Origin of the sequence: Krasilnikoviella flava, assembly GCF_900167525.1 — a bacterium.
GTDB classification, from domain to species: Bacteria; Actinomycetota; Actinomycetes; order Actinomycetales; family Cellulomonadaceae; genus Isoptericola; species Isoptericola flavus.
In genome coordinates this window covers 334,297-359,655 of the sequence record NZ_FUZQ01000007.1, presented here as the reverse complement: position 1 = coordinate 359,655, position 25,359 = coordinate 334,297, and the positions used below count along the sequence as shown (strand labels likewise).

The following is a 25,359-nucleotide window of genomic DNA, read 5'->3' as shown; positions in this document are numbered from 1 at the left end:
TTCCAGAATGTGTGGCAGGGTCGCCGCCATGACCACGGCGAGCACGGACGGGACGTCGCTGAGGGAACGTGGCCTGCGCGTCACCAGTTCCCGGCTCGCCGTCCTCCGCGCGCTCTCCGAGCACCCGCACGCCACCGCCGACGACGTCGTGCGAGCCGTGCGCGCCGACCTCGGCTCGGTGTCCGTGCAGGCCGTCTACGACTGCCTGCACGCGCTCACCTCGGCCGGGCTCCTGCGCCGCATGGAACCAGCCGGGCATCCCGCGCGGTACGAGCGCCGCACCGGCGACAACCACCACCACGTGGTCTGCCGCTCGTGCGGAGCCGTCGCCGACGTCGACTGCACCGTGGGGCACGCACCGTGCCTGACCCCCAGCGCGTCCCACGGCTTCGCCGTCGACCTCGCCGAGGTCACCTTCTGGGGCCTGTGCCCCACCTGTGCTGTCGACCCCGTCCCGGCAGCCGGGCCTTTGAGCACGACCCTCTGACCTGGAACCCCCTGAGAAAGGACGTCATCCCCATGACGACGCCGTTCACGACGACGCAGACCGGCACCCCGGTCGCGAGCGACGCACAGTCCCTCACCGTGGGTGCGGACGGGCCCACCGTCCTGCACGACCGCTACCTGGTCGAGAAGCTCGCCTCCTTCAACCGGGAGCGCGTGCCCGAGCGCAACCCGCACGCCAAGGGCGGCGGCGCCTTCGGCGAGCTGGTCGTCACCGAGGACGTCTCGCAGTACACCCGCGCGGCCGTCTTCCAGAAGGGCGCCACGAGCGAGACGTTGCTCCGCTTCTCCTCGGTCGCGGGCGAGCAGGGCTCCCCCGACACGTGGCGCGACGTGCGCGGCTTCTCGCTGCGCTTCTACACCTCCGAGGGCAACCTCGACATCGTCGGCAACAACACCCCGGTGTTCTTCCTGCGCGACGCCATGAAGTTCCCCGACTTCATCCACTCGCAGAAGCGCCTCGGCGCCTCGGCCCTGCGCGACGCCGACATGCAGTGGGACTTCTGGACCCTCTCCCCCGAGTCGGCCCACCAGGTCACCTACGTCATGGGTGACCGTGGCCTGTCGAAGTCGTGGCGGCACCTCAACGGCTACGGCTCGCACACCTACCAGTGGATCAACGCCGAGGGCGAGCGCTTCTGGGTGCAGTACCACTTCATCTCGCAGCAGGGCGTGGAGAACATGTCCTCGGAGGACGCCGAGCGGATCGCGGGCGAGGACGCGGACTACTACCGCCGCGACCTGTACGAGGCCATCGAGCGCGGCGAGCACCCCTCGTGGGACGTCAAGGTCCAGGTCATGCCGTACGAGGACGCGAAGACCTACCGCTTCAACCCGTTCGACATGACGAAGGTCTGGCCGCACGCGGACTACCCGCTGATCAAGGTCGGCACATTCACGCTGAACCGGAACCCGAAGAACTTCTTCGCCGAGATCGAGCAGGCCGCGTTCTCGCCGGGCAACCAGGTGCCCGGCACCGGCATCTCCCCCGACAAGATGCTCATGGCGCGCGTCTTCTCCTACCCGGACGCGCAGCGGTACCGCATCGGCACCAACTACAACCAGCTGCCGGTGAACCAGCCGCACGCCGCCCCGGTCGCGAACTACATGCACCAGGGCAACATGCAGTACCAGTTCAACGGCCCGGAGCACCGCGTCTACACGCCGAACTCCTTCGGCGCCCAGGGCGGCCCCGTGGCCGACGCGACGCGCGGCGTCGAGTCCGCCTGGGAGTCGGACGGCGAGCTCGTCCGCACGGCGCAGTCCCTGCACGCCGAGGACGACGACTTCGGCCAGGCCGGCACCCTGTACCGCGAGGTCTTCGACGACGCCGCCAAGGCGCGGTTCCTCGAGACGCTCACCGGCCAGGGCCTCGCGATCACGATCGACGAGATCCGTGAGCGGTTCTTCCAGTACTGGACGAACGTCGACGCCGAGCTCGGCGCCAAGCTGCGGGCCGAGGTCTCCGCGGGCCACGTCCCGTCGCCGGCCGCCGGCGGCTCCGGCCCCGACGTCGAGCCCGTCGGGATCTGACGCGGCGGCGCACGCGGACGCACCGCACGCCGAGGCCGGGCCCCGCACGGGACCCGGCCTCGGCCGTCCTCGCCCCCCTTTCCCGATGCGAAGATGGACCCCATGAGCACCTCGCCCGACGCCACCTCCACCTCCCCTGCGACCGACCCCGCCGACGACGCGACCCGTGACATCGCCGACGTCGCCGCGGTCGAGGTCATCACCGCCGCAGCCGTGCACCTCATGAGCGCCGCCGCCGTGAAGTGCGGGCTCGCGGAGGACGCGGACGCCCAGGGGCACCTGGACCTCGACGAGGCCCGGAAGCTGATCACGGCCCTCGCCGCGCTCGTCACGACAAGCGCCCCGGACATCGGCAACCAGCACGCCCGCTCCCTGCGCGACGGCCTGCGCTCCCTGCAGCTCGCGTTCCGCGAGGCCTCCGTCGTCCCGGACGCGCCCGGCGATGGCCCGGGCGAGAAGTTCACGGGCTCCGTCGTCTGACATGTCCGCCCAGTCGGCCTGGCCGCCGCCCCCGGACCACCCGCCGTCGCCGCCGGGCGGCGGCCCGCTCCCACGGCGCCGCGGGCGGCGCACGGCGGTGGTCGTCCTGGCGGTGCTGCTTGCCGGGTCGCTGGGCGTCGGCACCTACCTGTGGCTGACGACGACGCGCTGGCAGGAGCACAGCGCCGCCTGGGAGTCCGAGGCCCGCGGGTACGCCGACCGGGTGGCTTCCCTCGACGCCGAGCTCGACGCCACGGACGCGGAGCTGGTGGCGGCCCGGGAGCAGCTCGCCACCGCGACCGCGCGCATCTCGGACCTCGCCAACGAGAAGGCGCAGCTCGGGGACGAGAACGTCGCGTCGCAGCAGTACCTCGACTACCAGCGGCGGGTGAGCGAGGCCGCGGGCGTCGTGACCACGGCGCTCGGCGACTGCGTCGACGCGCAGTCGCAGCTCATCACGTACCTCGGGGACCGCGGCTCCTACGACGCGGACGACGTCGAACGGTTCGCCTCCGACGTCGAGACCCTGTGCCGGCAGGCGTCGAAGGCGAACGACCAGCTGCAGAAGGAGCTCGAGCAGTGAGCAGGCCGGGCGGCGCCCGGGCCTCCGCACGGCCGCTGCGCCCGGTGCCGGTCGTCCTCCTGGCCGTGGCCCTCGCGGGCTGCGGGGTGCTCCCCTCGCTGCCGCCGTCGGTACCGGGAGACGTCGTGCCGACGCGCGCCGTGCCCTCGGCGGCGCCACGCTCGCCGGACGGTGCGGAGGCCCTCTCCCCCGACGGTTTCGACGCCGTCCAGCGCATGGCCGTGCGGATCCGCAACGTGGGCTGCGACGGGCTCTCCACCGGGTCCGGCTTCGCCGTGGACGAGCACACGCTCGTCACCAACCGTCACGTGGTCGCCGACTCGGCGACGCTGGAGGTCAGCACGTACGACGGGCGGGACCTCGCGGTCTCGGCGGCGGGGAGCGCGTCGCTGGCCGACCTGGCGCTGGTGCGCACGACGGACCCGCTGCCCAGCCATCCGACCCTCGCGGACGCCGACCCCCGGCCCGGGGACGAGGTGACGGTGGTGGGGTACCCCGAGGGCGGCGAGCTGACCATCACCGCGGGCGAGGTCATCGGCCCGACCACCGACCCGCTGCACGAGAACCTGGGCGAGGTGCTCCTCACCGACGCCCAGGTCGAGCCGGGGTCGTCGGGGTCCGCGGCCCTCGACGCGCAGGGCCGGGTGATCGGGGTCGTCTACGCCAAGACCGCGGACGACCGGTCCCTGCTGGTGCCGCTCTCCACGCTCGAGCGGGTGCTGGACGACGCCGACGGGTTCCGGGCGCTGCCCCCGTGCGCGCAGCCCTCCGGGTCACCCACGGACTAGGCCACCGGGCTCAGCGCGCGGCGCCGACCCGCAGCTCGAGGGAGTCCACCCGGCCCGAGATCACGGACGACGCACCGAGGCGGGCGTTCACCTGCGCGAGCACGCGGTCCAGGCCGGCTCGGTCCAGCCCCGGGTCCAGGGCCAGCACGACGGCGACCTCGGCGCGGCGGCCGGGCGCGGCGTGCGCGCGCACCACGTGCTGCACGGGGGCGGCCGCGTCCGCGACCGCGGAGGCGACCTCCTGGTCGACCTCCACGACGCCGTCCGGCCCCGCCGGGACGAGCGCCGGGCGCCACTCCTCGCCCTGGGCGAGCGCCCACACCGCCGGCCGGGGCACGAGGGCGGTGGCCGGCCCGGCCGGGTCGACGACCAGGAGCGACCAGTCCTCGCTCACCGCCGACAGGGCGGCGCGGGACGCCTCGACCGGGACGGGACGGGCGTCGGCACGCCAGGCGCGCATCGCGTCGACCGAGGTGAAGACGGGCAGCGCCCGGCGACCGTCGGGGGCCTCGATCGCCACCACGCCGGCAGCGGCCTCCTTGTCGACGTGCAGCTCCTGCGTGCCCGACGGGCCGTCGTGCTCCACGACGTCGGCGACGGCGAGCTCGGCGAGCACCGGCACGAGCACGCGGGTCGCCGCCAGGCGGCGCACCACGTCACGCAGCGGCCCCGTGCCGTCGGCGTGCGCGCGCAGCAGCCCGGCGAGCTCCGGGTCGGCCGTGCCGTCGTCGCCGGCGAACTGCGACGTGGGCTGGATCGACTTCAGGTGGCCGGGCAGCGCACGCTCCTCGCCGGCCCCCCTCTCGTCCGCGCTGGTCACGGCCGGCCCGCCACGTCGAGTGCCTCGGGCAGCGTGAACGCCCCCGCGTACAGCGCCTTGCCGACGACGGCGCCCTCGACGCCGTCCGGGACCAGGGCGCGCAGCGCCTCCAGGTCGGCGAGCGAGGAGATGCCGCCCGAGGCGACCACCTTCGCGGGAGTCCGGGACGCGACCTCGCGCAGCAGGTCGACGTTCGGGCCGCGCAGCGTGCCGTCCTTGGTGACGTCCGTGACGACGTACCGCGTGCAGCCGGCGGCGTCCAGGCGGGCGAGCACCTCCCAGAGGTCGCCACCCTCCTTGGTCCAGCCGCGTGCGGCGAGGGTGGTGCCGCGCACGTCGAGCCCGACGGCGACCGCGTCGCCGTGCTCCGCGATGACGCGGGCCGTCCACTCCGGGTCCTCGAGAGCCGCCGTGCCGATGTTGACGCGGCGCGCCCCCGTGGCCAGGGCGCGTTCGAGCGACGCGTCGTCGCGGATCCCGCCCGACAGCTCCACCTGCACGTCCAGCTCGGCCACGACCTGCGCCAGCAGGTCGGCGTTCGAGCCGCGCCCGAACGCCGCGTCGAGGTCCACGAGGTGGATCCACTCGGCGCCGCCGGCCTGCCAGTCGCGGGCGGCCGCCAGCGGGTCGCCGTAGGACGTCTCGGAGCCGGCCTCCCCCTGGACGAGGCGGACGGCCTGGCCGTCGGCGACGTCGACGGCAGGGAGCAGCACGAGGCGGTCGGTCATGAGGATGTCTCCAGTCTCAGCGGTGGTCGAGCCTTTCGCGACCACCAGGGTTCGGCGACGGTGGCCTCGACGGGCTCGACCACCGGGGGGTGTCAGAGCGAGCGGACCCAGTTCTCCAGCAGGGTGGCGCCCGCGTCGCCGGACTTCTCGGGGTGGAACTGCGTGGCGGCCAGCGGCCCGCTCTCGACGGCGGCCACGAACCGGGCCTGGGAGCCCGGCGCGCCGTGCCGTGCCCAGGTGACCAGCGGCGGCGTGTACCGGGGGTCGGCGTCGCCGTCGTGCCCCTGGGTGAACTCCTGCGCCGCGTACGAGTGCACGAAGTAGAAGCGCTCGCGCTCCACGCCCGCGAACAGGCGGGAGCCGTCGGGCACCTCCACGGGCGACCAGCCCATGTGCGGCACCACCGGGGCCTCGAGCCGCTCGACGACGCCGGGCCACTCCCCCAGCCCCTCGGCGCGCTCGCCGTGCTCCACGCCGGCGTCGAACATGACCTGCATGCCGACGCAGATGCCGAGCACGGGACGGCCGCCGGCGAGCCGACGGTCGATCACCTGGTCGCCGCGCACGGCGCGGAGCCCGGTCATGCAGGCGGCGAACGCGCCGACGCCCGGGACCACGAGCCCTTCGGCCTCGACGGCCCGCGCCAGGTCGGCGGTGAGCTCGACGTCGGCGCCCACGCGCTCGAGCGCGCGCACGGCCGAGCGGACGTTGCCGAAGCCGTAGTCGAGCACCACCACGCGCCGGCGGCCGCCGGTCGCGGGCGCGACAGGCGTGGGGTTCAGGTCGGCTGCGGCGCCGCCGTGCGGCAGCAGCGGGGAGATCCCCGCGGCCGCCTGCACAGCGGCGAGGTCGGGCTGGTCAGCCTGGTCGGCCTCGCGAGGCGTGTCCGGCATGCGTCTCCCCTACTGCTGCTTCTTGCGGGCCTTGCGGGCGGCGCCGGTCAGCATCCGCATCGCCTTGAACCGGCCGATGCTCCCGGACGCCACGACGCCGGGCAGGTCGGCCACGGTGATCTGCCCGGTGACGAGGTCTTCGAGCGCCTCGGGCGCGCCACCCAGCACGAGGCCGGGCGGGAGCTCGCCCTCGGCCTCGCCGTCGGCGTACCGCACGCACGTGAGCTGCTCGCCCCAGCGCGTCACGAGCACCAGCGGCACGCCCGCGACGAGCTTCGAGACGGCCGCGGCGGCGTGGTCGGGGGCGTCGTCGCTCGTGTCGCGCAGGACGGCGACCGCGCCCACGGGCGTGGGGGCGGCGTCGACGTCGAGCTCGGCGAGCGCGCAGGCGGCGGCGAGCGGCTCCGCCCCCGCGATCTGGGTGACGAGGACCGCCAGGTCGGGGTCCTTGCGGGTGCCGTCGAGGCCCGACAGGTCGTCAGGGACCTCGAACCCCTCGGGCAGCTCGTCAGGCAGGTCCGGGTGCTGGTCGGGATCGGTGGTCATGCGGCTACAGCGCACCCTTCGTGGACGGGACGCCCTCGACGCGCGGGTCGGGGGCGACAGCGGCGCGCAGCGCACGGGCCAGCGCCTTGAACTGGGCTTCGACGATGTGGTGCGGGTCGCGCCCGGCGAGGACGCGCACGTGCAGGCAGATGCCGGCGTGGTGGGCGATCGACTCGAGCACGTGCCGCGTGAGCGACCCGGTGAAGTGGCCCCCGATGAGGTGGTACTCCTGGCCCTCCGGCTCGCCCGAGTGCACCAGGTACGGGCGACCGGAGAGGTCGACGACCGCGAGCGCCAGCGCCTCGTCGAGCGGCACCGTGGCGTCGCCGTAGCGGGAGATGCCGCGCTTGTCGCCGAGCGCCTCACGCAGGGCCTCGCCGAGCACGATGGCGACGTCCTCGACGGTGTGGTGGGCGTCGATGTGGGTGTCCCCCGTGGCGCGCACGGTGAGGTCGATCAGGGAGTGCTTGCCGAGCGCCGTGAGCATGTGGTCGTAGAACGGCACGGTGGTCGAGACCTCCGTGCGCCCGGTGCCGTCGAGGTCGAGCTCGACGACGACGCTGGACTCGCTCGTCGTGCGCTCCACGCGGGCCGTGCGGTGCTGCATCAGTCCTCCTTCTCGGTGGTCGGCGCGGCGGCGACGACCTCGGTGAGCGCAGCGCGGAACGCGGCGTTCTCTGCGGGCGTGCCGACGGAGACGCGGAGCCACCCGTCGGGCCCGGTCTCGCGGATGAGGACGCCACGGTCGAGCAGGCCCTGCCAGACGGCGTGCCGGTCACCGAAGGTGCCGAACAGCACGAAGTTCGCGTCGGAGTCCGCGACCTGGAGCGGGCGGCCGCCCACCCGCTGCTCACGCAGCCACGCGACCAGCGCGTCGCGCTCGTCGCGCAGGTCGCGCACCTGGGCGCGCAGCTCGTCGTGGTGCGCCAGGGCGCCGCGCGCGGCCGCCTGCGTGACGGCAGACAGGTGGTAGGGCAGCCGGACGACGCGCAGCGCGTCGACGAGCGCCGTCGACGCCGCCAGGTAGCCGAGCCGCAGCCCGGCCGCGGCGAAGGCCTTCGACATCGTGCGCGACACCGCCAGGTGCGGGTGCGCGCCGAGCAGCTCGAGGGCCGAGGGCGTGCCGGGGCGGCGGAACTCGGCGTAGGCCTCGTCGACCACGACGACGGCGCCCGCGCGGCGGCCGTCGTGCTCCGGCGCGTCGGGCACCTGGATGCGCGCCGCCGCGTCGAGGATCGCCTCCACCGTCGCGAGCGGGAGCGCGGTGCCGGTCGGGTTGTTGGGGCTGGCCAGCAGGACCACCGACGGCCGGACCTCCTCGATCGTCGCGACCGCGTGGTCGACGTCGAGGGTGAAGTCGGTCTCCCGGCGGCCGGTGACCCAGCGGGTGTGGGTGTCCCGGGCATACTCGGGGTACATCGAGTAGGTCGGCGCGAACGACACCGCCGTGCGGCCGGGGCCGCCGAACGCCTGCAGCAGGTGCAGCATGACCTCGTTGGACCCGTTGGCGGCCCAGACCTGCTCGGGCGCGAGACGCACGCCGGACTCGAGCGCCAGGTAGTCCGCCAGGTCGCCGCGCAGGGCCGCGAAGTCGCGGTCCGGGTAGCGGTTGAGACCCCGCGCCGCGTCCGCCACGTACCGGGCGATCGTCGCGACGACGGACTCGGGCGGCGCGTACGGGTTCTCGTTCACGTTGAGCAGCACGGGGACGTCGAGCTGCGGGGCGCCGTAGGGCGCCTCGTCGGCGAGCTCCGGGCGCAGCGGCAGCCGCGCGCCGTCGACCCCGCCCGCGGGTGCGGGGGCGGACAGAGGGGTGGTCACCGCGCCAGTCTACGGAACGCCCGAGGTGGCCGAGGCGGCCCGTCCGACGCCCGGACGGGCAGGCTCTTCTCGTCTTGTGAAGAAGTTCACAAGACATTCCGGACGACGGCGCTGCGCCGCAGACGACGCGTGCCTAGCGTGGAGACGTCAGCGCGGAGCAGCCCCAGGGGCGGGAGACCTCGCCCCGGCCCGTGAAGGAGTCAGGTCCATGAGCACCATGCAGGCCGCCGTCGTCACCTCGTTCACCTCGCCGCTCGAGATCCGTGACCTCGAGATCCCCGCCCCCGGCCCCCACGAAGCCCTCGTCAAGGTCGACTTCACCGGCGTGTGCCACACCGACCTGCACGCCGCGCACGGCGACTGGCCGGTCAAGCCGACCCCGCCGTTCGTGCCCGGGCACGAGGGCATCGGTCACGTGGTCGCCGTCGGCGACCAGGTCACCCGGGTGCAGGTCGGCGACACGGTCGGCAACGCCTGGCTGTGGAGCGCCTGCGGCGAGTGCGAGTACTGCGAGACCGGGTGGGAGACCCTCTGCCCGAACCAGAAGAACGGCGGCTACTCGGTCGACGGCTCGTTCGGCCAGTACATGCTCGTGGACTCGCGGTACGCGCCGGTCGTCCCCGAGGGCGTCGAGCCCGCCGCCGTCGGGCCGATCCTCTGCGCCGGGGTCACGGTCTACAAGGGCCTCAAGGTCACCGACACGAAGCCCGGCGAGTGGGTGCTGATCTCCGGCATCGGCGGCCTCGGCCACATCGCCGTCCAGTACGCCGTGGCCATGGGTCGCCGCGTCGCGGCGGTCGACGTCGACGACGCCAAGCTCGAGCTGGCCCGCAGGCACGGCGCCGAGGTCACGGTCAACGCGGCGGCGTCCGCGGACGCCGCAGCCGAGCTCCAGGAGAAGACGGGGGGCGGCGTGCACGGCGCCCTGGTCACCGCCGTCAACGCGCACGCCTTCCCCCAGGCCGTCGGCGCGCTGCGCCGCGGCGGCACGGTGTCGCTCGTGGGCCTGCCGCCGGAGAAGTTCCCGCTGGACATCTTCACGACGGTCCTGTTCGGCCTCACCGTGCGCGGCTCGATCGTCGGCACGCGCAAGGACATGGCCGAGGCGCTGGACTTCTTCGCCCGCGGCAAGATCGACCCGACCTACACCGTGCGCCCGCTGAGCGACATCAACGCCATCTTCGACGAGATGGAGCACGGCAGGATCGACGGACGCGTCGTCATGGACATGCGGGGCTGACCTCACGGCTCGGGCCCGCCCGCATCCCGCTCAGGTCACGACCACGTCCTGGCCCGAGACCTCGACGTCGATCGCGGGGAGCGGTGCGGGGGCGGGCCCGCCCAGCACCGCGGCGTCGGTGAGCGCGTACCGCGACTGATGGCAGGGGCACACCAGCTCTCCCTCGCCGGGCGTGACGGCGCACCCCTCGTGGGTGCAGATCGCGCTGAACGCGTGCACCTCGCCCTCCGTCGGCTGGGTCACGAGCACGTCCTGCCCGCCGATCTTCGCCGCCACGGCGCCGCCCACCGGCACGTCCGCGAGCGCCACGACGACCGTGCCCGCCTCGGCCGAGCTCACGGACTCCGCGGCCTCCTGCGGCGACGGCGTCTGCCCGGAGCAGGCGGCGAGGGCGCCCACGCCCGCGAGCGCACCGGCCGCGGCGCCGGTGCCGCGCAGCAGCTGACGCCTCGTGGGCCCGCAGGCACACCCGGCGACCTCGGCGCCGGCGGCACGGGGGTCGACCACGGGATCGGCCACGGCACCTGTCGCCGGGCCGGTCGTGGACGGTGCGGGGGTCACGGTCGTGGTGCTGCGCATGCGGGCCTCCGGGACGGTCGGGACCCCGGACGGCCACCGCCGCCGGCGTGCCTCTCCATGACGACGCGCCCGAGGAGTGGGAGCATCAACATCATGGACTCGCCACAGGGCGCCGTGCCACCGCAGCCACGGCCCACCACCCCGGACCGACCGCCGGTCGCGCGCGCGTGGCGTCTGGTGGCCGCGGCCGCCGTGCTCGTCTCGGCGGTGGTCCACGTCGTCCTCTATCTCGACGGCTACGACACGATTGCCGTCGTCGGCCCCCTCTTCCTCCTGAACGCCGTGGCGGGCCTGGTGCTGGCCGTGCTGCTCGTGGTGTGGCGGCACTGGCTGCCGCTGGTCGGCGGGATCGGCTTCGGCGGCGCGACGCTGCTCGCGTTCGTCCTGTCGACGACGGTCGGGTTCTACGGGGTCAACGAGACCTTCGCCGGCACGAACGAGATCGTCGCCGCGGCGTCCGAGGTGGTCGCGGTGGTCGCGTCGGCCGTCGCGCTCCTACGGGAGTACGTGCGCTGACGGCGACCCGCCCGCTCGGCGGACGGCGGCGCGCCGTCCTGTGGAGGGACCGTCGAGGCCGTCGGCGGCGCCCCCTACGATCGAGGACGTGAGCCACCCCGACGACCCGTACGCCGACCTCGTGTTCGACCCGACGGACGAGGACGTCCCGCCGCCGGACGACCTGGCGCCCGAGCCCGAACCCGGCCCCGCCGCCCCGGCGCCGGCGGACGCGCCTCCCAGCGGCGCGGAACCGGCAACCGAAGCCCCCTCGGCGGCCCCGGCTGCTCCGTCGACCGACGCCGCCAAGCGCGCGAAGCTCGCGATGCTCCGAGGCCTGCTCGACAGCGCAGGCGAGGGCGGCGGCACGCTGCGCGAGCAGGCGGAGGAGTCTCTGCGCGCGCTCGTCGGCCGCGAGGACGCCACGCTGCGCGACGACCAGTGGCGCGCCATCGAGGCCCTGGTCGCCTTCCGTCGTCGCGCGCTGGTCGTGCAGCGCACCGGGTGGGGCAAGTCCGCCGTCTACTTCGTCGCCACGTCGCTGCTGCGCTCCCGCGGCGCGGGGCCGACCGTCATCGTGTCCCCGCTCCTGGCGCTCATGCGCGACCAGATCGCGGCCGCGGCCCGTGCCGGGATCCGCGCCGTGACGATCAACTCCTCGAACGTCACCGAGTGGGACCAGATCCACGCGGAGATCGCGGCCGGCGAGGTGGACGTCCTGCTGTGCTCCCCCGAGCGGCTCAACAACCCGGCGTTCCGCGACGAGGTGCTCCCCCGGCTCGCGGCGGACGCCGGCCTCGTCGTGATCGACGAGGCGCACTGCATCTCCGACTGGGGCCACGACTTCCGCCCGGACTACCGCCGCATCCGCACCCTGCTCGCCGACCTGCCGCCGGGCATCCCCGTGCTCGCCACGACGGCCACCGCCAACGCGCGCGTCACCGCCGACGTCGCCGAGCAACTGGCGGTGCACGGCGCGGCTCCCGACGACGGCGCCGGCGAGGCGCCGTCCGACGAGGTGCTGGTGCTGCGCGGCGGACTGGACCGGGAGTCGCTGCACCTGGCCGTGCTCGAGCTGCCCGACCAGCCGACCCGGGTCGCGTGGCTCGTCGAGGCGCTGCAGGACGTCGAGGGCTCCGGGATCGTGTACTGCCTCACCGTGTCCGCCGCCGAGCAGGTCGCGGAGCAGCTGCGCGGGGCCGGGCTCGCGGTCGCCGCGTACACCGGGCGCACCGACCCCACCCAGCGGGAGCAGCTCGAGGAGGACCTCAAGTCCAACCGGGTCAAGGCGCTCGTGGCGACGTCGGCCCTCGGCATGGGCTTCGACAAGCCCGACCTCGCGTTCGTCGTGCACCTCGGGGCGCCGTCGTCACCCATCGCGTACTACCAACAGGTGGGCCGCGCGGGTCGTGGCGTGGACGACGCCGTCGTCGTGCTGCTGCCGGGGCACGAGGACCGCGCCATCTGGGACTGGTTCGGGTCCCAGGCGTTCCCCGCCGAGCCGCAGGTGCGCGCCACCCTCGCCGCGCTGTCCGGCGCCGAGGGCACACGGTCCACGGCGGCCCTCGAGACCCAGGTGGACCTCAAGCGCTCCCGCCTGGAGACGATGCTCAAGGTGCTCGACGTCGACGGCGCGGTGCGGCGCGTGCAGGGCGGCTGGGTCGCCACCGGCCTCCCGTGGGCCTACGACGCCGACCGGTACGCCCGCGTGGAGGCCACCCGCGAGGCGGAGCAGCAGGCGATGGTCGACTACGTGGCGACCTCCGGGTGCCGGATGGCGTACCTGCGCGCCCAGCTCGACGACCCGGAGCTGCCGGACGGCTGGACCTGCGGGCGCTGCGACCGCTGTGGCGGGGTCACGCTGCCGGCGGTCCCGGACGCCGAGGCCGTCGCCGCCGCACGCGCCGACATGGACCGGCCGGGCGTGGAGGTCGGCCCCCGCGCGATGTGGCCGTCCGGCCTCGCCGCGCTCGGCCTCGACCTCAAGGGCAAGATCGCGCCCGACGAGCGGGCAGAGCCGGGCCGTGCGGTGGCGCGCCTCGACGGCCTGGGCTGGTCCGGGCCTCTGCGCGACCTGTTCGCCGCAGGCGCCCCCGACGGCGAGGTGCCCGTGCCCCTGCGGCACGCCGCGGCACGCGTCCTCGACGACTGGGACGCGATCCACCCTGGCAGCGCGGACGGCGCAGACGGCGCAGACGGCGCAGACGGCGAGAGCTCCGGCGACCCCACGCGGCCGCACGCGATCGAGGGCGTGGTCGCGGTGCGGTCGGCCACCCGGCCGCAGCTCACGTACCACCTCGCGACCGGGCTGGCCGCGTACCTCGGCGTCCCGCTCATCGGGGCCGTCGGCCCGGCCGACGGCGCCGAGCAGCCCGACCGGCACGACGTGAACTCGGCGATGCGACTCGCGGGGGTGGCCAAGCGCCTGCGGTTGGAGCTGAGCGACGCCGCCCTGCGGGGCCTGCCGGGGCGCACCGTGCTGCTGGTGGACGACTGGACGGAGTCCGGCTGGACGCTCACTGTGGCGGCCCGGCTGCTGCGCCAGGCCGGCGCATCGGGCGTGCACCCGTTCGTGCTCGGCGTGCGCTGACCCGTCCGGTCCGACGGCGGCGTCCCGGGCCGGCGACGGCTACCCGTCCAGCAGGCCGCGGACGTCGTCGGCCGCGAGCGCCCGCGCGAACGTGCCCGCGGCGTCGTCGAGCACCGCGTCGAACAGGGCGGCCTTGCGCCGCGCGAGCGCCATGACCTTCTCCTCGATCGTGTCCTGGGCCACCAGGCGGGTGACCACGACGTTGCGGGTCTGCCCGATGCGGTGGGTGCGGTCCACGGCCTGCGCCTCCGCCGCCGGGTTCCACCACGGGTCGAGCAGGTAGACGTAGTCGGCCTCGGTGAGGTTGAGGCCCACGCCGCCCGCCTTGAGCGAGATGAGGAACACCGGCGCGTCCCCGTCCCTGAAGGACCGCACGACGTCGGCGCGCCGCCGGGTGGCGCCGTCGAGGTAGACGACGGGCAGCCCCGCGGCGGCGCAGCGCTCCTCGACCCGCCGCAGGAAGGACGTGAACTGCGAGAAGACGAGCGCGCGGTGCCCCTCGGCGGCGATCTCCGTCAGCTCGTCGGTCACCACGTCGAGCTTCGCGGAGCCGACGTGCGCGTAGGCGTCGTCGAGCAGCGAGGCGTCCAGCGCCAGGCGGCGCAGCGTCGTCAGCGACCGGAAGATCGCCACACGGTTGGCGTCGAAGTCCTCGAGCAGGCCGAGCAGCCGCTGGCGCTCGCGCTGCAGGTGGGTGTCGTAGACCTTGCGGTGGTCAGGGGTGAGCGGCACGCGCAGCACGCGCTCGGTCCGCTCGGGCAGCTCCGGCGCGACCTGCTCCTTGGTCCGGCGCAGCACCAGCGGGCGGATACGGCGCTTGAGCCGGGCGAGGGCACGGTTGCCGGCCGCGACCACCTGCGGGTCGTCGTCAGCGGCCGCGGCGTCGACCACCCGGGCGGTCTCCGCCTTGAAGCGGTGCATCGAGGGGTACAGCCCCGGCGCGACGATCGCGAGCACCGCCCAGAGCTCCATCAGGTTGTTCTCGAGCGGGGTGCCGGTGATCGCCAGCTTGAACGGTGCGCCGAGCAGTCGCGCCGTCTCGTGCGCCCGGGTGCGCGGGTTCTTCGCGACCTGGGCCTCGTCGAGGATCAGCCCGCCCCAGTCGAGGGCGTCGAACGCGTCGAACTCGAGGCGGAAGACGGCGTACGAGGTCACGACGACGTCGGCCTCGGCGGCGAGGTCCGCCACCTCGGTCCCCAGCGTGCGCGCCGTGGCCGGCATCGCCACCACCCGCAGGTCGGGGGTGAAGCGGGCCGCCTCGTCCACCCAGTTCCCGACCACGGACGCGGGTGCCACGACGACGAACGGCGGCGAGCCCGGCGCCTGCGTCCGGGCGTGCGCGAGGAAGGTCAGCGTCTCGACCGTCTTGCCGAGCCCCATGTCGTCGGCCAGGATCCCGCCCAGCCCGTGGTCCCACAGGAACGTCAGCCACTCGAACGCCTCCCGCTGGTACGGCCTGAGCACCGCCCGTACACCGTCCGGCACGGCGGCGGGCTCCGGCGCGCTGCCCCCCGCGGCGAGGGATCGCAGGCCGGCCAGCGCGCGCCGCCACGCCGCTGCGGCTTCCACGACGTCCGCCAGGTCCTCGAGCTCGCCCCACAAGTGGGCGTCGTACCGGCTGACCCGGGCCTTCCCGGGGCGGTCGCTCAGCGCGGTGGCCTCGGTGATGAGGTCGCGCAGCCGGCCCAGCACCGGCTGGTCGAGCCGGAGCCACGACCCGTCGACGAGCAGGAGCCGCTCGTCGCCGCGCGCGAGCGCCGTGAACAGGCGCGTGAAGGGCAGCTCCTTGCCCGCGACGGTCACGGAGATGCCGAGATCGAGCCAGTCCGAGTCGCCGGAGGGCGCCCCGGACACGACGACCCTCGGCGCGGCGTCGAGGTGCAGGTAGTGCGGAACGTCGGTCGCGGCCACCCGCACGTCGCCGGTGGCCGCGAGCGCCGGCAGGACCGCGTGGGCGAGGTCGAGGGCGTCCAGCCCCCGCAGCTCCGTCCGGGCCACGAGGTCGAACCGCTCGAACCCCGCCACCCCGCGCACGGCGGCCTGCGCCTTGTCCCGGATCTCCGCCTCGGCGTCCGGGTCGCGCACCGGTTCCGACGTCGCCCCGTCCAGCGGGACGCGACGGACCGCGCCGTCGGGGGGCGAGTACTCGAAGGTCCAGGCCAGCCGCGCGTGCTCGGGAGACACGAAGCCGACCTCGGCCACCAGCACGGGACGCGGCGGGTCGGGCAGCTCGACGGAGCCGGAGGACACCACGCGCACCGCCCGGCGCAGCACCGGCAGATGGTCGGCGAACAGCTCCGCGACGTCGGCGGCGGGGACGTCCACCCGCCCGACGACGACGAGCTCGCGCGCCGCGTCGCCCAGGCGCCGCGGGGTCGGACCGACACGCAGCACCGTCCGCCGGTCCTGTGTGTCGGCCGCGAACAGCCCCGTGTCCCCCACCGCGCCGAGCGCGGCCCCGGCCGGCGCGTCCGCGCCGTCGAAGGCGAGGACCGGGTCGAGGCGCACCCCGTCGCCCGCCGCGCCCACCACGAGGCGAGCCTCGGCGACCCGCGCCAGCCGCACCTCGTCGCGCGCACCGTGCGCGACGAGGGGGATCTCCAGGTCGGACGCCTCGGCGAGCAGCGCCCACAGCCCGCGGCCGCCGGCCGCGAGCGGGCGCCACGCCTGGCGGGCGCGGCCGAACCCGCCGCCGTCGGCGAGGGCGGAGCCGAGGTCCGCGAACCAGCGGCGCACCTCGGGCGCCGGGGTGGCGCGCACGTCCGCGAATGCGTACAGGCCGGTGGCGAGCGCCTCCCAGCTCGCCTCCGGCGCGACCTTCCAGCCCGTCCTGCCGCGCACCACGGGTCGCACCGAGAGCTGGGTCGGGAGGTCGCCGAACGCCTCGTCGAGGCGGAAGCGCAGCGCCACGGGCAGGACACCGCCGCCGCGGGCGGCGACCTCGTCGGCGTCCGCGGTGCGGGCCCCCGACACGCCGGTCACCGCGGCGAGGCGTCCTCGCCAGCCCTCGGGGGCGCCGTCACCACCACCGTCGTCGAACTTGCCGGCGTCGGCCGCCCCGGGCTGTGCCCCGACGTGCAGGAGCACGGCCGCGACGTGCTTGCAGTCCGCACGGACGGGGCAGCTGCACGTCGACGACCCGTACGCGTACCGTCCGTCGGTGCCGACCGTGAACGAGACCCTGCACGTGTACGGCTGCGGGCCGCTCCCTGCCACCCGGGCGGTCAGGACGCACGCATCGGCGTCCCACCGCCAGGTACGCACCATGCCCGCGCGCTGGTAGCCCTGGGCACGCCGGAATGCCGCGCTCCCGACGACGTCGCCCACCGCGACCGGGTCGAGGCGGGGTGGCGGCGCGGGCATGCGTCCATGCTCGCACGGGCCTCCGACGCGACGGGCGGGGTCGACCGTGCCGCTTGGCACACTATTTCGTCGCGCCGCCCGGAGGGCGCCGACAGCCGGGCGAAGCTGCTCAGAGGAAGCGGCCGCGCACGGCCTCGCCGTGCGCCGGCAGGTCCTCGTCGTTCGCGACCGCGACGATCCGGTCCGCGAGCTCCTCGAGCGCGTCCCGGGTGTACTCGACCACCTGGACGGACTTGAGGTACGCGTGCACGCCGAGGCCGCTGGAGAAGTGCGCGGACCCGCCGGTGGGCAGCACGTGGTTGCTGCCCGCCATGTAGTCCCCCAGGGAGACCGGCGACCACGGCCCGACGAAGATCGCCCCGGCCGAGCGCACGCGCTCCGCGAGCTCCGCGGCGCCCTCCGTCTGGATCTCGAGGTGCTCGGCACCGTAGGCGTCCACGACCGCGAGACCCTGCTCCAGGTCGTCCACGAGCACGACCGCCGACTGCGGACCGCCCAGCGCCTGCATGACGCGCGCCGAGTGCTTCGTCGAGCTCACCAGGTCGCTGAGCCGCGCCTCCACGGCGCCGGCCAGCTCCACGGACGGGGTGACCAGCACGGAGGCCGCCATCGGGTCGTGCTCGGCCTGGCTGATGAGGTCGAGAGCCACGTGCCCCGGATCCGCGGTGGCGTCGGCGAGCACGGCGATCTCCGTGGGCCCCGCCTCCGCGTCGATGCCGACGACGCCGCGCACCAGGCGCTTGGCCGCCGTGACGTAGACGTTGCCCGGCCCCGTCACCACGTCCACCGGCGCGCACAGGACGTCCCCGTCCTGCGGCTCGCTGCCCGCGGCGCCGTACGCGAACATGGCGACCGCCTGGGCCCCGCCGACCCCGTAGACCTCGTCCACGCCGAGCAGGGCGCAGGCCGCGAGGATCGTCGGGTGCGGCAGGCCGCCGGCGTCCTTCTGGGGCGGCGACGCGACCGCGAGACCGGGCACTCCGGCCTCCTGCGCCGCGACGACGTTCATGATCACCGACGACGGGTAGACCGCACGCCCGCCGGGCACGTAGAGACCCACGCGCTGCACCGGGACCCATCGCTGCCGCACCACGGCACCCGGCGCCACCTGCGTCGCGTGCTCCGTGGGCACCTGGGCAGCGTGCACGGCGCGCACGCGCCGGATCGCCTCCTCCAGCCCGGCCCGCACCTGCGGGTCGAGCGAGGCGAGAGCGTCGGACAGCGCCGCTGCCGGGACGCGCAGATGCTCCGGCCGCACCCCGTCGAGGCGCTCGGACAGGTCCCGCAGCGCGGCGGCGCCGCGGGACCGCACGTCGGCGATGATCGGGGTCACGGCCTGGACGGCCTGGTCCACCCCGATCTCGGGGCGCGGCAGCACCCCGAGCAGCTCGGTGCGGGCCAGGTCCTGCCCGCGGAGGTCGATGCGTCGGATCACCCGACCAGTCTAGGTCGGGCCCCGTGGCCGACATCCGTCCCGACCGGAGGACGGACGGCGGGCAGGACGACGCACCGGCGGCCCGCTCCCTAGGATCGGTGGGTGACCATGCTCCCGGCACCTCGCGACGACGGCCGCTCGCTGCGCGAGACCGCCTACGAGACCATCAAAGCCCGCATCATCGGCCTCGACCTCCACCCCGGGCAGCGTCTGGTCGAGCGGGACATCGCCGCCGAGCTCGGCGTCTCGCGCGTCCCGCTCCGCGAGGCGCTGCAGCAGCTCGAGAGTGAAGGGCTCGTGATCCTGGTACCGCGGCAGGGCGCGCTCGTCGCCCCCTTCACGCGCGAGGACGTCGAGCAGATCTTCGAGGTCCGCGAGAGCGTCGAGGTGCTCGCCTTCAGGCTCGCGGCGCTGCGGCGCACGACTGCCGACCTCGAGGCGATGGCGACCGCGGTGCAGGCCGCGCGCCACGCCCTCGACGCCCACGACGACGCCGCGACGGCCGCCGCGAACGCCGGCTTCCACGCGGCGGTCGTCCAGGCCTGCGGCAACGCGCTGCTGCGGTCGATGCTCGCGCCGCTCGACGCCCGCGTGCGCTGGCTCTTCCACCTCACGAAGCAGCGGGACACCCGCGAGCAGTGCGAGGAGCACGCGGCGATGCTGGCGGCGATCGAGGCCCGCGACGCGGAGACCGTCGGCGCGCTCGCGCAGCGACACGTGGCCTCGGGGCGCGAGCCGAGCCTCGCGCTCGCCGAGACCTGGGCGTCCTCCCCGATCGATCCCGTCGAGGCGACCCGGTCGCGCAACCGGAGCCGGCGCCCCGGCTGACCGCCGGGACGGTCACGCACCATTTACGGCCGGTTGACCCCCCGGAAACACGGCGTCCCGAGACTCCTCCATTAGTGGTATACCGCTAACTCACTGGAGGACGACCATGCGCAGCCCCCGACCCGGCACCGGTCCCCGTACCCACCGCACCCGGCCACGCCCCGGGGCACCGACCCCCCAGGTCCGGGCCGTCGCACTCGGCACCGCCGGGCTGCTCGCCCTCACGGCGTGCGGCACCCCCGCGGCCTCCGGCACCGACCCGACGGCCGACGGCCCGCTGGCCGTGGGCGTGTTCCTGCCCGGTTCGACCTCGGACACCGGGTTCATGCAGTCGGCGTACCTGGGGTACCAGCGCGTCGAGGAGGAGCTGGGCGACGAGGTCGACATGTCGTTCGTGGAGGAGGTCGCCGCGGCCGACTACGAGCAGACCCTGGTGCGGCTCGCCGGGGGCTCCGACCTCGTGATCTCCGTGGGCGGGCAGACCGACGCCGACCTGCGCAAGGTGGCCCCGCAGTTCCCCGACGTCACCTTCGTCGAGATCGGCGGCCCGGCCGACGCGGAGCCGCTCGAGAACCTCGCCTACTACGACCCGCAGCAGGCCGAGGCCGAGTACCTCTCGGGCGCCGTCGCCGCCCTGTCGTCGTCCACCGGGAAGATCGGGTTCATCGGCGGCGTCGAGCTGCCCGCCATCGTCAACGCCTCCGCCGCCTTCGCGAACGGCGCCGAGGCCGCCGTCCCCGGCACCACGGTGGTGACGCCGCAGTTCCTCGGCGACTTCAACGACCCGGCGAAGGCGAAGCAGGCCGCCGCGGCGAACTTCGGCGTCGGCGTCGACGTCGTGGGGCAGATCGTCAACCTCGGCAAGCAGGGCATCGAGCAGGCCGCGGACGACGCGGGCGCCGCGATGATCGGCGGCCCGATCCCCGGCGAGTGCACCGCGCCGTACGCCGGGTACGTCCGCACGGACATCGGCACGGAGGTCGAGTACGCCGTGCAGTCCGTCCTGGACGGCACGTGGGAAGCGGCGCAGGTGCCGTTCGGGCTGACGTCCGAGCGCGGCGGCACCGAGTTCGTGCTGTGCGACGACGACCCCGAGATCGCGGACGCGCTCGCGACGATCACCGACTCCGTCGCCGGCGGCGACGTCACCCCGTACTGACGGGCCTTCCTCCGGTCCGTCCGCCCGGCCACTGCCCCGGCCACCCGCCCGGCACCACACCGCCCACCCGCCCAGGAGGTCCCGTGCCCCCACCGCAGCCGACGGCCACGCCCGCGCTCGAGCTCCGCGGCGTCACCCGCCGTTTCGGCACGCACACCGCGCTCGACGACGTCGACCTCACGGTCGCCGCCGGCGAGGTGCACTGCGTGCTCGGGGAGAACGGCGCCGGCAAGTCGACGTTGTGCCACCTCGTCTTCGGCACCCTGCCGCCCACCCGCGGCGAGCTGCTCCTCGACGGCGCGCCGTACTCCCCCGCCTCCCCCGCCGAGGCGCTCCGCCTCGGCGTCGGCATGGTCCACCAGCACTTCTCGCTGGTGCCCACGCTCACCGTGCAGGAGAACCTCCTGCTCGGGCGCGGGCGGCGGCTGCGCCCCGACCGGGCGGGGCTCGCGGAGCGGCTCGGGGAGATCGAGCAGGACCTGGGCCTGCGCGTCGACCCGGCGGCGGTCACGGGGTCGCTCAGCGTCGGAGCCCGCCAGCAGGTCGAGATCGTCCGTGCCCTGCTCGACCGTCCCCGCCTGCTGCTGCTCGACGAGCCCACAGGCGTGCTCGGGCCGGCGGACGTCGAGCGCCTGCTGGCGACCTGCCGCCGTGTCGCGGCCACCGGGACGGCCGTGGTGCTCATCACCCACAAGCTGGCCGAGGTGATGCGGGTCGGCGACCGCGCCACGGTGCTGCGCGGCGGCCGGGTCGTCGGGGGCGGGCGGATCGCGCGCACGACCGACGACGTCGGGACCTTGCGCGACGACGTCGGGACCGGCGCGCTCAGCGCCGCGGACCTCGTCCCCCTGATGATCGGACGGGACGTCCGGATGCTCGACCCGGTGCTCGCCGCGAGCGTCGACGTCGGAGCGACGGCCGCGGCTCCCCGTCCGGGCGTGCCCGTGCCGGGCGAACGCCCGCCCGCCGTGCTGGACGTCCGCGGCCTCGTCGTCGAGGACGCGGACGGCGCGCGGCTCGTGGACGGCGTCGACCTGGCCGTGGGGCACGGCGAGGTCGTCGGGATCGCGGGCGTGGAGGGCAACGGCCAGAGCGAGCTGGTCGCCGCGCTGTCCGGGGCGCGCGGCCCGAGTGCTGGACAGGTCCTGCTCGACGGGGACGACATCACCCGCGCGACGCCCGGGCGGCGCACGGCGCTCGGCCTCGGCGTCGTCCCCGAGGACCGGCACCACGAGGCCGTCGTGCCGGCGCTCAGCGTCACGACGAACCTCCTCCTCGGGCGCCTCGGCGCCTACCGGCGGTTCGGTCTCCTCGACCGCCGCGCGCTGCGGGCCGACGCCCGCGACCTCGCCGCCCGGTTCGACGTCCGGGCCGCCGACCTCGACGCGCCCCTCTCCTCGCTCTCGGGCGGGAACCAGCAGAAGGCCGTGCTCGCCCGCGAGCTCAGCCTCGACCCGCTCCGCTGCGTCGTCGCCGCCCAGCCGACGCGCGGCCTCGACCTCGGCGCCGTCGACGACGTCGTCACCCGACTGCGCGACGCCGCCACCTCCGGCGTGGCCGTGCTGGTGGTCTCGAGCGAGCTCTCGGAGCTCCTCGCGACGTGCGACCGCGTGCACGTCGCCTACCGAGGTCGGCTCAGCGGGCCCGTGCCCACCGACGCACCGGACGCTCGCGACCAGGTCGCGCACCTCATGACGGGAGCAGCCGCATGACCCTCGCCGCACGAGCCACCGCCGCCGCGCAGGGCGCCCCGGGGCAGCCCGAGCCGGGGTCGCCGCCCGCGTCGCCACCCCCGTCACCACCCGAGACACGACCCGCACCGCCACCCGGGTCACCGAGCTCGCCGACCGCTTCTCGCCCGGGCGGACCGGCGGCCCGGCTCCGCGACCTGGCACCCGTCCTCGTCCCGACCGCGGCCGTCGCCGGAGCCCTGGCGGTCAGCGCCGTGCTCGCCGCGCTCGCCGGCGCGCCGCCCGCCGAGGCGGCCGCGGCCCTCTGGGACGGGATGGTCGGGACCCCGTACGCGATCGGCTCGGCCGTCAACACCGCGGCGGTCCTGCTCCTGGTGGCCGCCGGGTTCCTCCTCGCGCACCGCGCGGGCCTGGTCAACGTGGGCGGCGAGGGCCAGATCTGCGTGGGGGCGGTCGCCGCCACCGCGGTCGGCACCGCCCTGCCGCCGAGCGTGCCCCCGGCCCTGGCCCTGCCCCTCGTCCTGCTCGCCGCCGCCGCCGGTGGCGCAGGATGGGCGGCGATCGCCGCCTGGCTCGCCGTCCGGCGCGGGGTGAGCGAGGTCATCACCACGCTGCTGCTCAACTTCGTCGGTGCCGCCGTCCTCGTCCTCGCCGTGCACGAGGAGGCGCTCCTGCGCCAGCCCGTGACCAGCTCGGAGACCCTCCCGCAGTCCGCTCCGCTCGTGGAGGCGGCGCACCTGCCGCTCCTGGGGATCCCGGGCTCGCCCGCCACCGTCGCGCCGGTGCTCGCGCTCGCCGCGGCGGGAGTCGTGGCGCTCGTCCTGCATCGCACCGGAACCGGCATCCGGCTGGCGGCCGTCGGGCTGTCCCGGCCCGCGGCGCACCGCCTGGGGCTGGGCGTCGACCGGCTCCGGTTCTCCGCCCTGACCGGCGCCGGGGCTGCCGCGGGGGTCGCCGGCGGCGTCCTCGTCGCTTCCGCGCCGCACGTGCTCGACGACGGCATCTCGTCGGGGTACGGGTTCTCCGGCCTCGTCGTGGGTCTGCTGGCGCGCGGGTCGTGCGCCGCCGCGGTGGCCGTGGCGACCGCGCTCGGCTTCCTCGTGTCGGGCGGTATCAACCTGCAGCTCGCCGCCGGGGTCCCCGCGTCGCTCACGCAGGTCGCGGAGAGCCTCCTCATCCTCGGCATCGCCGGCACCGCGATCTGGGCCGTCCGCGCGGCCCGGCCACGGCGCGCGCACCGCCCCGACCCGACGTCCCCCCGAGCGGAGGCGACCCCGTGATCGACACCCTCACCGACCTGCTCGCCGCAGGCGTCGCCCTGGCCGTCCCCGTCCTCGTCGCCGCGAGCGGTGAGCTCGTGGGCGAGCGGTCGGGCGTCCTGACCATGAGCGTCGAGGGCATGATGCTCACCGGCGCCTTCGCGTCCGTCGTCGGGGCCACCACCACGGGGTCCGCCCTGGTCGGCGTCGCCTGCGGCGCCGCTGCGGGGCTCTTGGCCGGGCTCCTGCAGGCCCTCCTGAGCGTCGTCCTGCGCGCGGACCAGATCGTCACCGGCATCGCCGCGAACGCGCTCGCGCTCGCCGGCACCACCTTCGGCGCCCGCCTGCTCCTCGAGCGCGGGACCGTCGTCCCCGGCTTCGACCGGGTCGCGGTGCCCTGGCTCTCCGACCTCCCCGTCCTCGGACCCGCGCTGTTCCAGCAGACCGGCCTCGCGTACGTCCTGCTGGCGGTGGTCGTCGGGCTCGGCTTCCTCACGTCGCGCCGCACGACGTGGGGCATCGCCCTGAGCGCCGTCGGCGAGGACGCGGCGAGCGCCGACCGCGCGGGGGTCCCGGTGCGGCGCGTCAGGTTCCTGGCGGTGCTCGTCGTCGGGGTGCTGTCCGGGCTCGCGGGCACCCAGCTGGCCCTCGCGGAGGTGCACACCTTCACGGACAACATGACGGCAGGTGCCGGCTACCTCGCGGTCGTGGCCGTGATCGCCGGGAGCTGGCGCCCCGTCGGCGTCGCCGTCGCGGCCCTGGTCTTCGGGCTGGCGCAGGCGCTGCAGTTCACGCTTCCCGCGCTGGGGGTGGACGTGCCGTTCGCGCTGCTCGTCATGCTGCCGTACGTCCTCGCCCTGCTGGCCGTCGCCGGGCTCGTCACCCACAGCCGCCCGCCGTCGGGCCTCACCACGCCCTTCGTCCGGCTCGGGCGCACGGCATGAGCGCCGTCACGCCATGCCGCGCCGGCCCCGACATCGCCCCCACCTCCGACCTCCCCACCGACCTCGCTGGAGCGCCCGTGCCTCTCGTCCTCTCCCGTTCCGACCTCACCGGGCTGGTCACGCCCGGGGAGGTGGTCGATCTCGTCGAGCAGGCCTTCGCCGACCTCGCCGACCGGGTCGCCGCCCAGGCGCCGCTCACCGTCGCGGCGCTCGACCCGGCCGCGCACTTCCTGCCCATGACCGCCGTCTCAGGCCGGGCCGGCCTCGCCGGCTCGAAGCTGCTCGCCGACGTCCCCGGCAACCGCGACCGCGGCCTGCCGGCCCAGCGGTCCGTCCTGGTGCTCGTCGACTCCGTCACGGGCGCCCCCGTCGCGGTGCTCGACGGCGCAGTCCCCACCCGGCTGCGCACGGCGGCGGCGAGCGCCGTGGCGACCCGGTGGCTGGCACACGAGGACGCCCGAGTGCTCGGCCTCGTCGGCGCGGGCGCGCTGGCGCTCGAGCACGTGCGCGCGCTGGCCGAGGTCCGCCCTCTCGAGCGCGTCCTCGTCTGGTCCCGCACGGCGGAGCGCGTCGCGGCGTTCGCCGCGCTGGTCGCCGAGCACCGGCCGGACCTGACCGTGGAAGCGGTCGGTTCGCCGGAGGCGGCAGTCCGGCCCGCCGACATCGTGTGCACGCTGACGCCCGCCCGCGACCCCCTCGTCCAGGGTGCGTGGTTCACGCCGGGCCTGCACGTGAACGTCGTCGGCGCACCTCCCCGGCCCGACCACCGCGAGGTGGACGGAGCCGCCATGGCGCGCTCCCGCGTCGTGGTCGACTCCGTGGCGACCGCGCTGCACGAGTCCGGCGACGCGCTCCTCGCCATCGCCGAGGGAGCCATCGACACCGACGCGTGCCGCCTCGAGCTCGGGGACGTCGTGACCGGCCGCGAGACCGGTCGCCGCGCACCGGACGAGGTCACCCTCTTCGACTCCGTCGGGCTGGGCCTGCTCGACGTCGCGCTCGGCGCCGTGCTCGTCGAGCGGGCGCGCGCGACGGGCCGGGGCGTCGCGGTCGACCTGGCCGCCTGACCCGCGGCGACGC

23 protein-coding genes are annotated in these 25,359 nt (G+C 75.4%); 14 read left to right on the top strand and 9 right to left on the bottom strand.

The features are described 5' to 3' along the window. Positions 1–28 precede the first annotated feature (28 nt). From B5Y66_RS19770 to B5Y66_RS19750, 5 genes are all read left to right on the top strand, one after another. Positions 29–487 carry a Fur family transcriptional regulator gene (locus B5Y66_RS19770; protein ID WP_079576290.1) on the top strand — a complete coding sequence of 153 codons (459 nt, stop codon included), beginning with the start codon at positions 29–31 and terminating at the stop codon, positions 485–487. A 32-nt stretch (positions 488–519) separates the two neighbouring features. After that, entirely contained in the window at positions 520–2,037 is a 1,518-nt protein-coding gene (locus B5Y66_RS19765; RefSeq protein WP_079576289.1) for a catalase, read from the top strand. 102 nt (positions 2,038–2,139) lie between these two features. After that, positions 2,140–2,517 carry a DUF1844 domain-containing protein gene (locus B5Y66_RS19760; protein WP_079576373.1) on the top strand — a complete coding sequence of 126 codons (378 nt, stop codon included), beginning with the start codon at positions 2,140–2,142 and terminating at the stop codon, positions 2,515–2,517. A gap of 1 nt (position 2,518) precedes the next feature. Next, positions 2,519–3,100, top strand: coding sequence for a hypothetical protein (locus tag B5Y66_RS19755; RefSeq protein ID WP_079576288.1), 582 nt, complete (start codon positions 2,519–2,521; stop codon positions 3,098–3,100). Then, positions 3,097–3,888 (top strand): S1C family serine protease, encoded by a 792-nt coding sequence (locus B5Y66_RS19750; protein ID WP_079576287.1) that lies wholly within the window; start codon positions 3,097–3,099, stop codon positions 3,886–3,888. Before B5Y66_RS19755 ends, B5Y66_RS19750 begins: the two co-directional genes overlap by 4 nt. Positions 3,889–3,898: 10 nt before the next feature. Here B5Y66_RS19750 and B5Y66_RS19745 read toward each other — a convergent pair whose 3' ends face one another. From B5Y66_RS19745 to B5Y66_RS19720, 6 genes are all read right to left on the bottom strand, one after another. Then, positions 3,899–4,708: an SseB family protein gene (locus B5Y66_RS19745; protein ID WP_245807234.1), complete on the bottom strand. Its 810-nt coding sequence runs from the start codon at positions 4,706–4,708 to the stop codon at positions 3,899–3,901. Further along, a complete protein-coding gene (gene priA / locus B5Y66_RS19740; protein WP_079576286.1) occupies positions 4,705–5,436 on the bottom strand; it encodes a bifunctional 1-(5-phosphoribosyl)-5-((5-phosphoribosylamino)methylideneamino)imidazole-4-carboxamide isomerase/phosphoribosylanthranilate isomerase PriA in 732 nt (243 codons plus the stop codon). Before priA ends, B5Y66_RS19745 begins: the two co-directional genes overlap by 4 nt. A 92-nt stretch (positions 5,437–5,528) precedes the next feature. Beyond that, positions 5,529–6,329 (bottom strand): imidazole glycerol phosphate synthase subunit HisH, encoded by an 801-nt coding sequence (hisH, locus tag B5Y66_RS19735; RefSeq protein WP_079576285.1) that lies wholly within the window; start codon positions 6,327–6,329, stop codon positions 5,529–5,531. Positions 6,330–6,338: 9 nt separating this feature from the next. Further along, positions 6,339–6,875: a hypothetical protein gene (locus B5Y66_RS19730; protein ID WP_079576284.1), complete on the bottom strand. Its 537-nt coding sequence runs from the start codon at positions 6,873–6,875 to the stop codon at positions 6,339–6,341. 4 nt (positions 6,876–6,879) lie between these two features. Further along, positions 6,880–7,482: an imidazoleglycerol-phosphate dehydratase HisB gene (hisB, locus tag B5Y66_RS19725; RefSeq protein ID WP_079576283.1), complete on the bottom strand. Its 603-nt coding sequence runs from the start codon at positions 7,480–7,482 to the stop codon at positions 6,880–6,882. After that, positions 7,482–8,696, bottom strand: a complete 1,215-nt coding sequence (locus B5Y66_RS19720) for a histidinol-phosphate transaminase (RefSeq protein WP_245807233.1) — start codon at positions 8,694–8,696, stop codon at positions 7,482–7,484. The genes hisB and B5Y66_RS19720 overlap by 1 nt, the downstream gene beginning before the upstream one ends. Before the next feature lie 208 nt (positions 8,697–8,904). Between B5Y66_RS19720 and adhP the strand changes: the two genes are divergently transcribed. Continuing rightward, complete coding sequence (gene adhP, locus B5Y66_RS19715; protein WP_217700858.1) at positions 8,905–9,936, top strand: alcohol dehydrogenase AdhP; 1,032 nt, start codon at positions 8,905–8,907, stop codon at positions 9,934–9,936. Between the two features lie 30 nt (positions 9,937–9,966). Here the strand turns inward: adhP and B5Y66_RS19710 are convergent, their stop codons facing one another. After that, a complete protein-coding gene (locus tag B5Y66_RS19710) occupies positions 9,967–10,515 on the bottom strand; it encodes a Rieske (2Fe-2S) protein (RefSeq protein ID WP_079576282.1) in 549 nt (182 codons plus the stop codon). A 93-nt stretch (positions 10,516–10,608) separates the two neighbouring features. Here B5Y66_RS19710 and B5Y66_RS19705 point away from each other — a divergent pair, with 93 nt between their 5' ends. Further along, on the top strand, positions 10,609–11,031 hold the full coding sequence (locus B5Y66_RS19705) for a hypothetical protein (protein ID WP_079576281.1): 423 nt from the start codon (positions 10,609–10,611) through the stop codon (positions 11,029–11,031). A 304-nt stretch (positions 11,032–11,335) separates the two neighbouring features. Next, a complete protein-coding gene (locus B5Y66_RS19700; RefSeq protein WP_079576369.1) occupies positions 11,336–13,600 on the top strand; it encodes a RecQ family ATP-dependent DNA helicase in 2,265 nt (754 codons plus the stop codon). Between the two features lie 39 nt (positions 13,601–13,639). Here the strand turns inward: B5Y66_RS19700 and B5Y66_RS19695 are convergent, their stop codons facing one another. Together B5Y66_RS19695 and hisD are read right to left on the bottom strand one after the other, a co-directional pair. Continuing rightward, positions 13,640–16,963 carry a DEAD/DEAH box helicase gene (locus B5Y66_RS19695; protein ID WP_079576280.1) on the bottom strand — a complete coding sequence of 1,108 codons (3,324 nt, stop codon included), beginning with the start codon at positions 16,961–16,963 and terminating at the stop codon, positions 13,640–13,642. Between the two features lie 109 nt (positions 16,964–17,072). Further along, positions 17,073–18,398, bottom strand: a complete 1,326-nt coding sequence (hisD, locus tag B5Y66_RS19690; RefSeq protein WP_079576279.1) for a histidinol dehydrogenase — start codon at positions 18,396–18,398, stop codon at positions 17,073–17,075. A 108-nt stretch (positions 18,399–18,506) separates the two neighbouring features. Between hisD and B5Y66_RS19685 the strand changes: the two genes are divergently transcribed. The 6 genes from B5Y66_RS19685 (at position 18,507) to B5Y66_RS19660 (ending at position 25,346) form a co-directional block, all read left to right on the top strand. After that, on the top strand, positions 18,507–19,226 hold the full coding sequence (locus B5Y66_RS19685; RefSeq protein WP_079576368.1) for a GntR family transcriptional regulator: 720 nt from the start codon (positions 18,507–18,509) through the stop codon (positions 19,224–19,226). A gap of 106 nt (positions 19,227–19,332) precedes the next feature. Continuing rightward, positions 19,333–20,385, top strand: a complete 1,053-nt coding sequence (locus B5Y66_RS19680) for a BMP family ABC transporter substrate-binding protein (RefSeq protein WP_079576278.1) — start codon at positions 19,333–19,335, stop codon at positions 20,383–20,385. 83 nt (positions 20,386–20,468) lie between these two features. Then, positions 20,469–22,097, top strand: coding sequence for an ABC transporter ATP-binding protein (locus tag B5Y66_RS19675; RefSeq protein ID WP_079576277.1), 1,629 nt, complete (start codon positions 20,469–20,471; stop codon positions 22,095–22,097). Beyond that, entirely contained in the window at positions 22,094–23,356 is a 1,263-nt protein-coding gene (locus B5Y66_RS19670) for an ABC transporter permease subunit (RefSeq protein ID WP_079576276.1), read from the top strand. The genes B5Y66_RS19675 and B5Y66_RS19670 overlap by 4 nt, the downstream gene beginning before the upstream one ends. Continuing rightward, positions 23,353–24,279 carry an ABC transporter permease gene (locus B5Y66_RS19665; RefSeq protein ID WP_079576275.1) on the top strand — a complete coding sequence of 309 codons (927 nt, stop codon included), beginning with the start codon at positions 23,353–23,355 and terminating at the stop codon, positions 24,277–24,279. The genes B5Y66_RS19670 and B5Y66_RS19665 overlap by 4 nt, the downstream gene beginning before the upstream one ends. Next, positions 24,276–25,346, top strand: a complete 1,071-nt coding sequence (locus tag B5Y66_RS19660) for an ornithine cyclodeaminase family protein (protein ID WP_217700856.1) — start codon at positions 24,276–24,278, stop codon at positions 25,344–25,346. Before B5Y66_RS19665 ends, B5Y66_RS19660 begins: the two co-directional genes overlap by 4 nt. The last annotated feature ends 13 nt before the right edge of the window (positions 25,347–25,359 follow it).

Coding starts and splice junctions, on each gene's coding strand:
- B5Y66_RS19770 (WP_079576290.1), top strand. CDS start 29: ATGACCACGGCGAGCACGGACGGGACGTCGCTGAGGGAACGTGGCCTG.
- B5Y66_RS19765 (WP_079576289.1), top strand. CDS start 520: ATGACGACGCCGTTCACGACGACGCAGACCGGCACCCCGGTCGCGAGC.
- B5Y66_RS19760 (WP_079576373.1), top strand. CDS start 2,140: ATGAGCACCTCGCCCGACGCCACCTCCACCTCCCCTGCGACCGACCCC.
- B5Y66_RS19755 (WP_079576288.1), top strand. CDS start 2,519: ATGTCCGCCCAGTCGGCCTGGCCGCCGCCCCCGGACCACCCGCCGTCG.
- priA (WP_079576286.1), bottom strand. CDS start 5,436: ATGACCGACCGCCTCGTGCTGCTCCCTGCCGTCGACGTCGCCGACGGC.
- hisH (WP_079576285.1), bottom strand. CDS start 6,329: ATGCCGGACACGCCTCGCGAGGCCGACCAGGCTGACCAGCCCGACCTC.
- B5Y66_RS19730 (WP_079576284.1), bottom strand. CDS start 6,875: ATGACCACCGATCCCGACCAGCACCCGGACCTGCCTGACGAGCTGCCC.
- hisB (WP_079576283.1), bottom strand. CDS start 7,482: ATGCAGCACCGCACGGCCCGCGTGGAGCGCACGACGAGCGAGTCCAGC.
- adhP (WP_217700858.1), top strand. CDS start 8,905: ATGAGCACCATGCAGGCCGCCGTCGTCACCTCGTTCACCTCGCCGCTC.
- B5Y66_RS19710 (WP_079576282.1), bottom strand. CDS start 10,515: ATGCGCAGCACCACGACCGTGACCCCCGCACCGTCCACGACCGGCCCG.
- B5Y66_RS19705 (WP_079576281.1), top strand. CDS start 10,609: ATGGACTCGCCACAGGGCGCCGTGCCACCGCAGCCACGGCCCACCACC.
- B5Y66_RS19700 (WP_079576369.1), top strand. CDS start 11,336: ATGCTCCGAGGCCTGCTCGACAGCGCAGGCGAGGGCGGCGGCACGCTG.
- B5Y66_RS19695 (WP_079576280.1), bottom strand. CDS start 16,963: ATGCCCGCGCCGCCACCCCGCCTCGACCCGGTCGCGGTGGGCGACGTC.
- B5Y66_RS19685 (WP_079576368.1), top strand. CDS start 18,507: ATGCTCCCGGCACCTCGCGACGACGGCCGCTCGCTGCGCGAGACCGCC.
- B5Y66_RS19680 (WP_079576278.1), top strand. CDS start 19,333: ATGCGCAGCCCCCGACCCGGCACCGGTCCCCGTACCCACCGCACCCGG.
- B5Y66_RS19670 (WP_079576276.1), top strand. CDS start 22,094: ATGACCCTCGCCGCACGAGCCACCGCCGCCGCGCAGGGCGCCCCGGGG.
- B5Y66_RS19660 (WP_217700856.1), top strand. CDS start 24,276: ATGAGCGCCGTCACGCCATGCCGCGCCGGCCCCGACATCGCCCCCACC.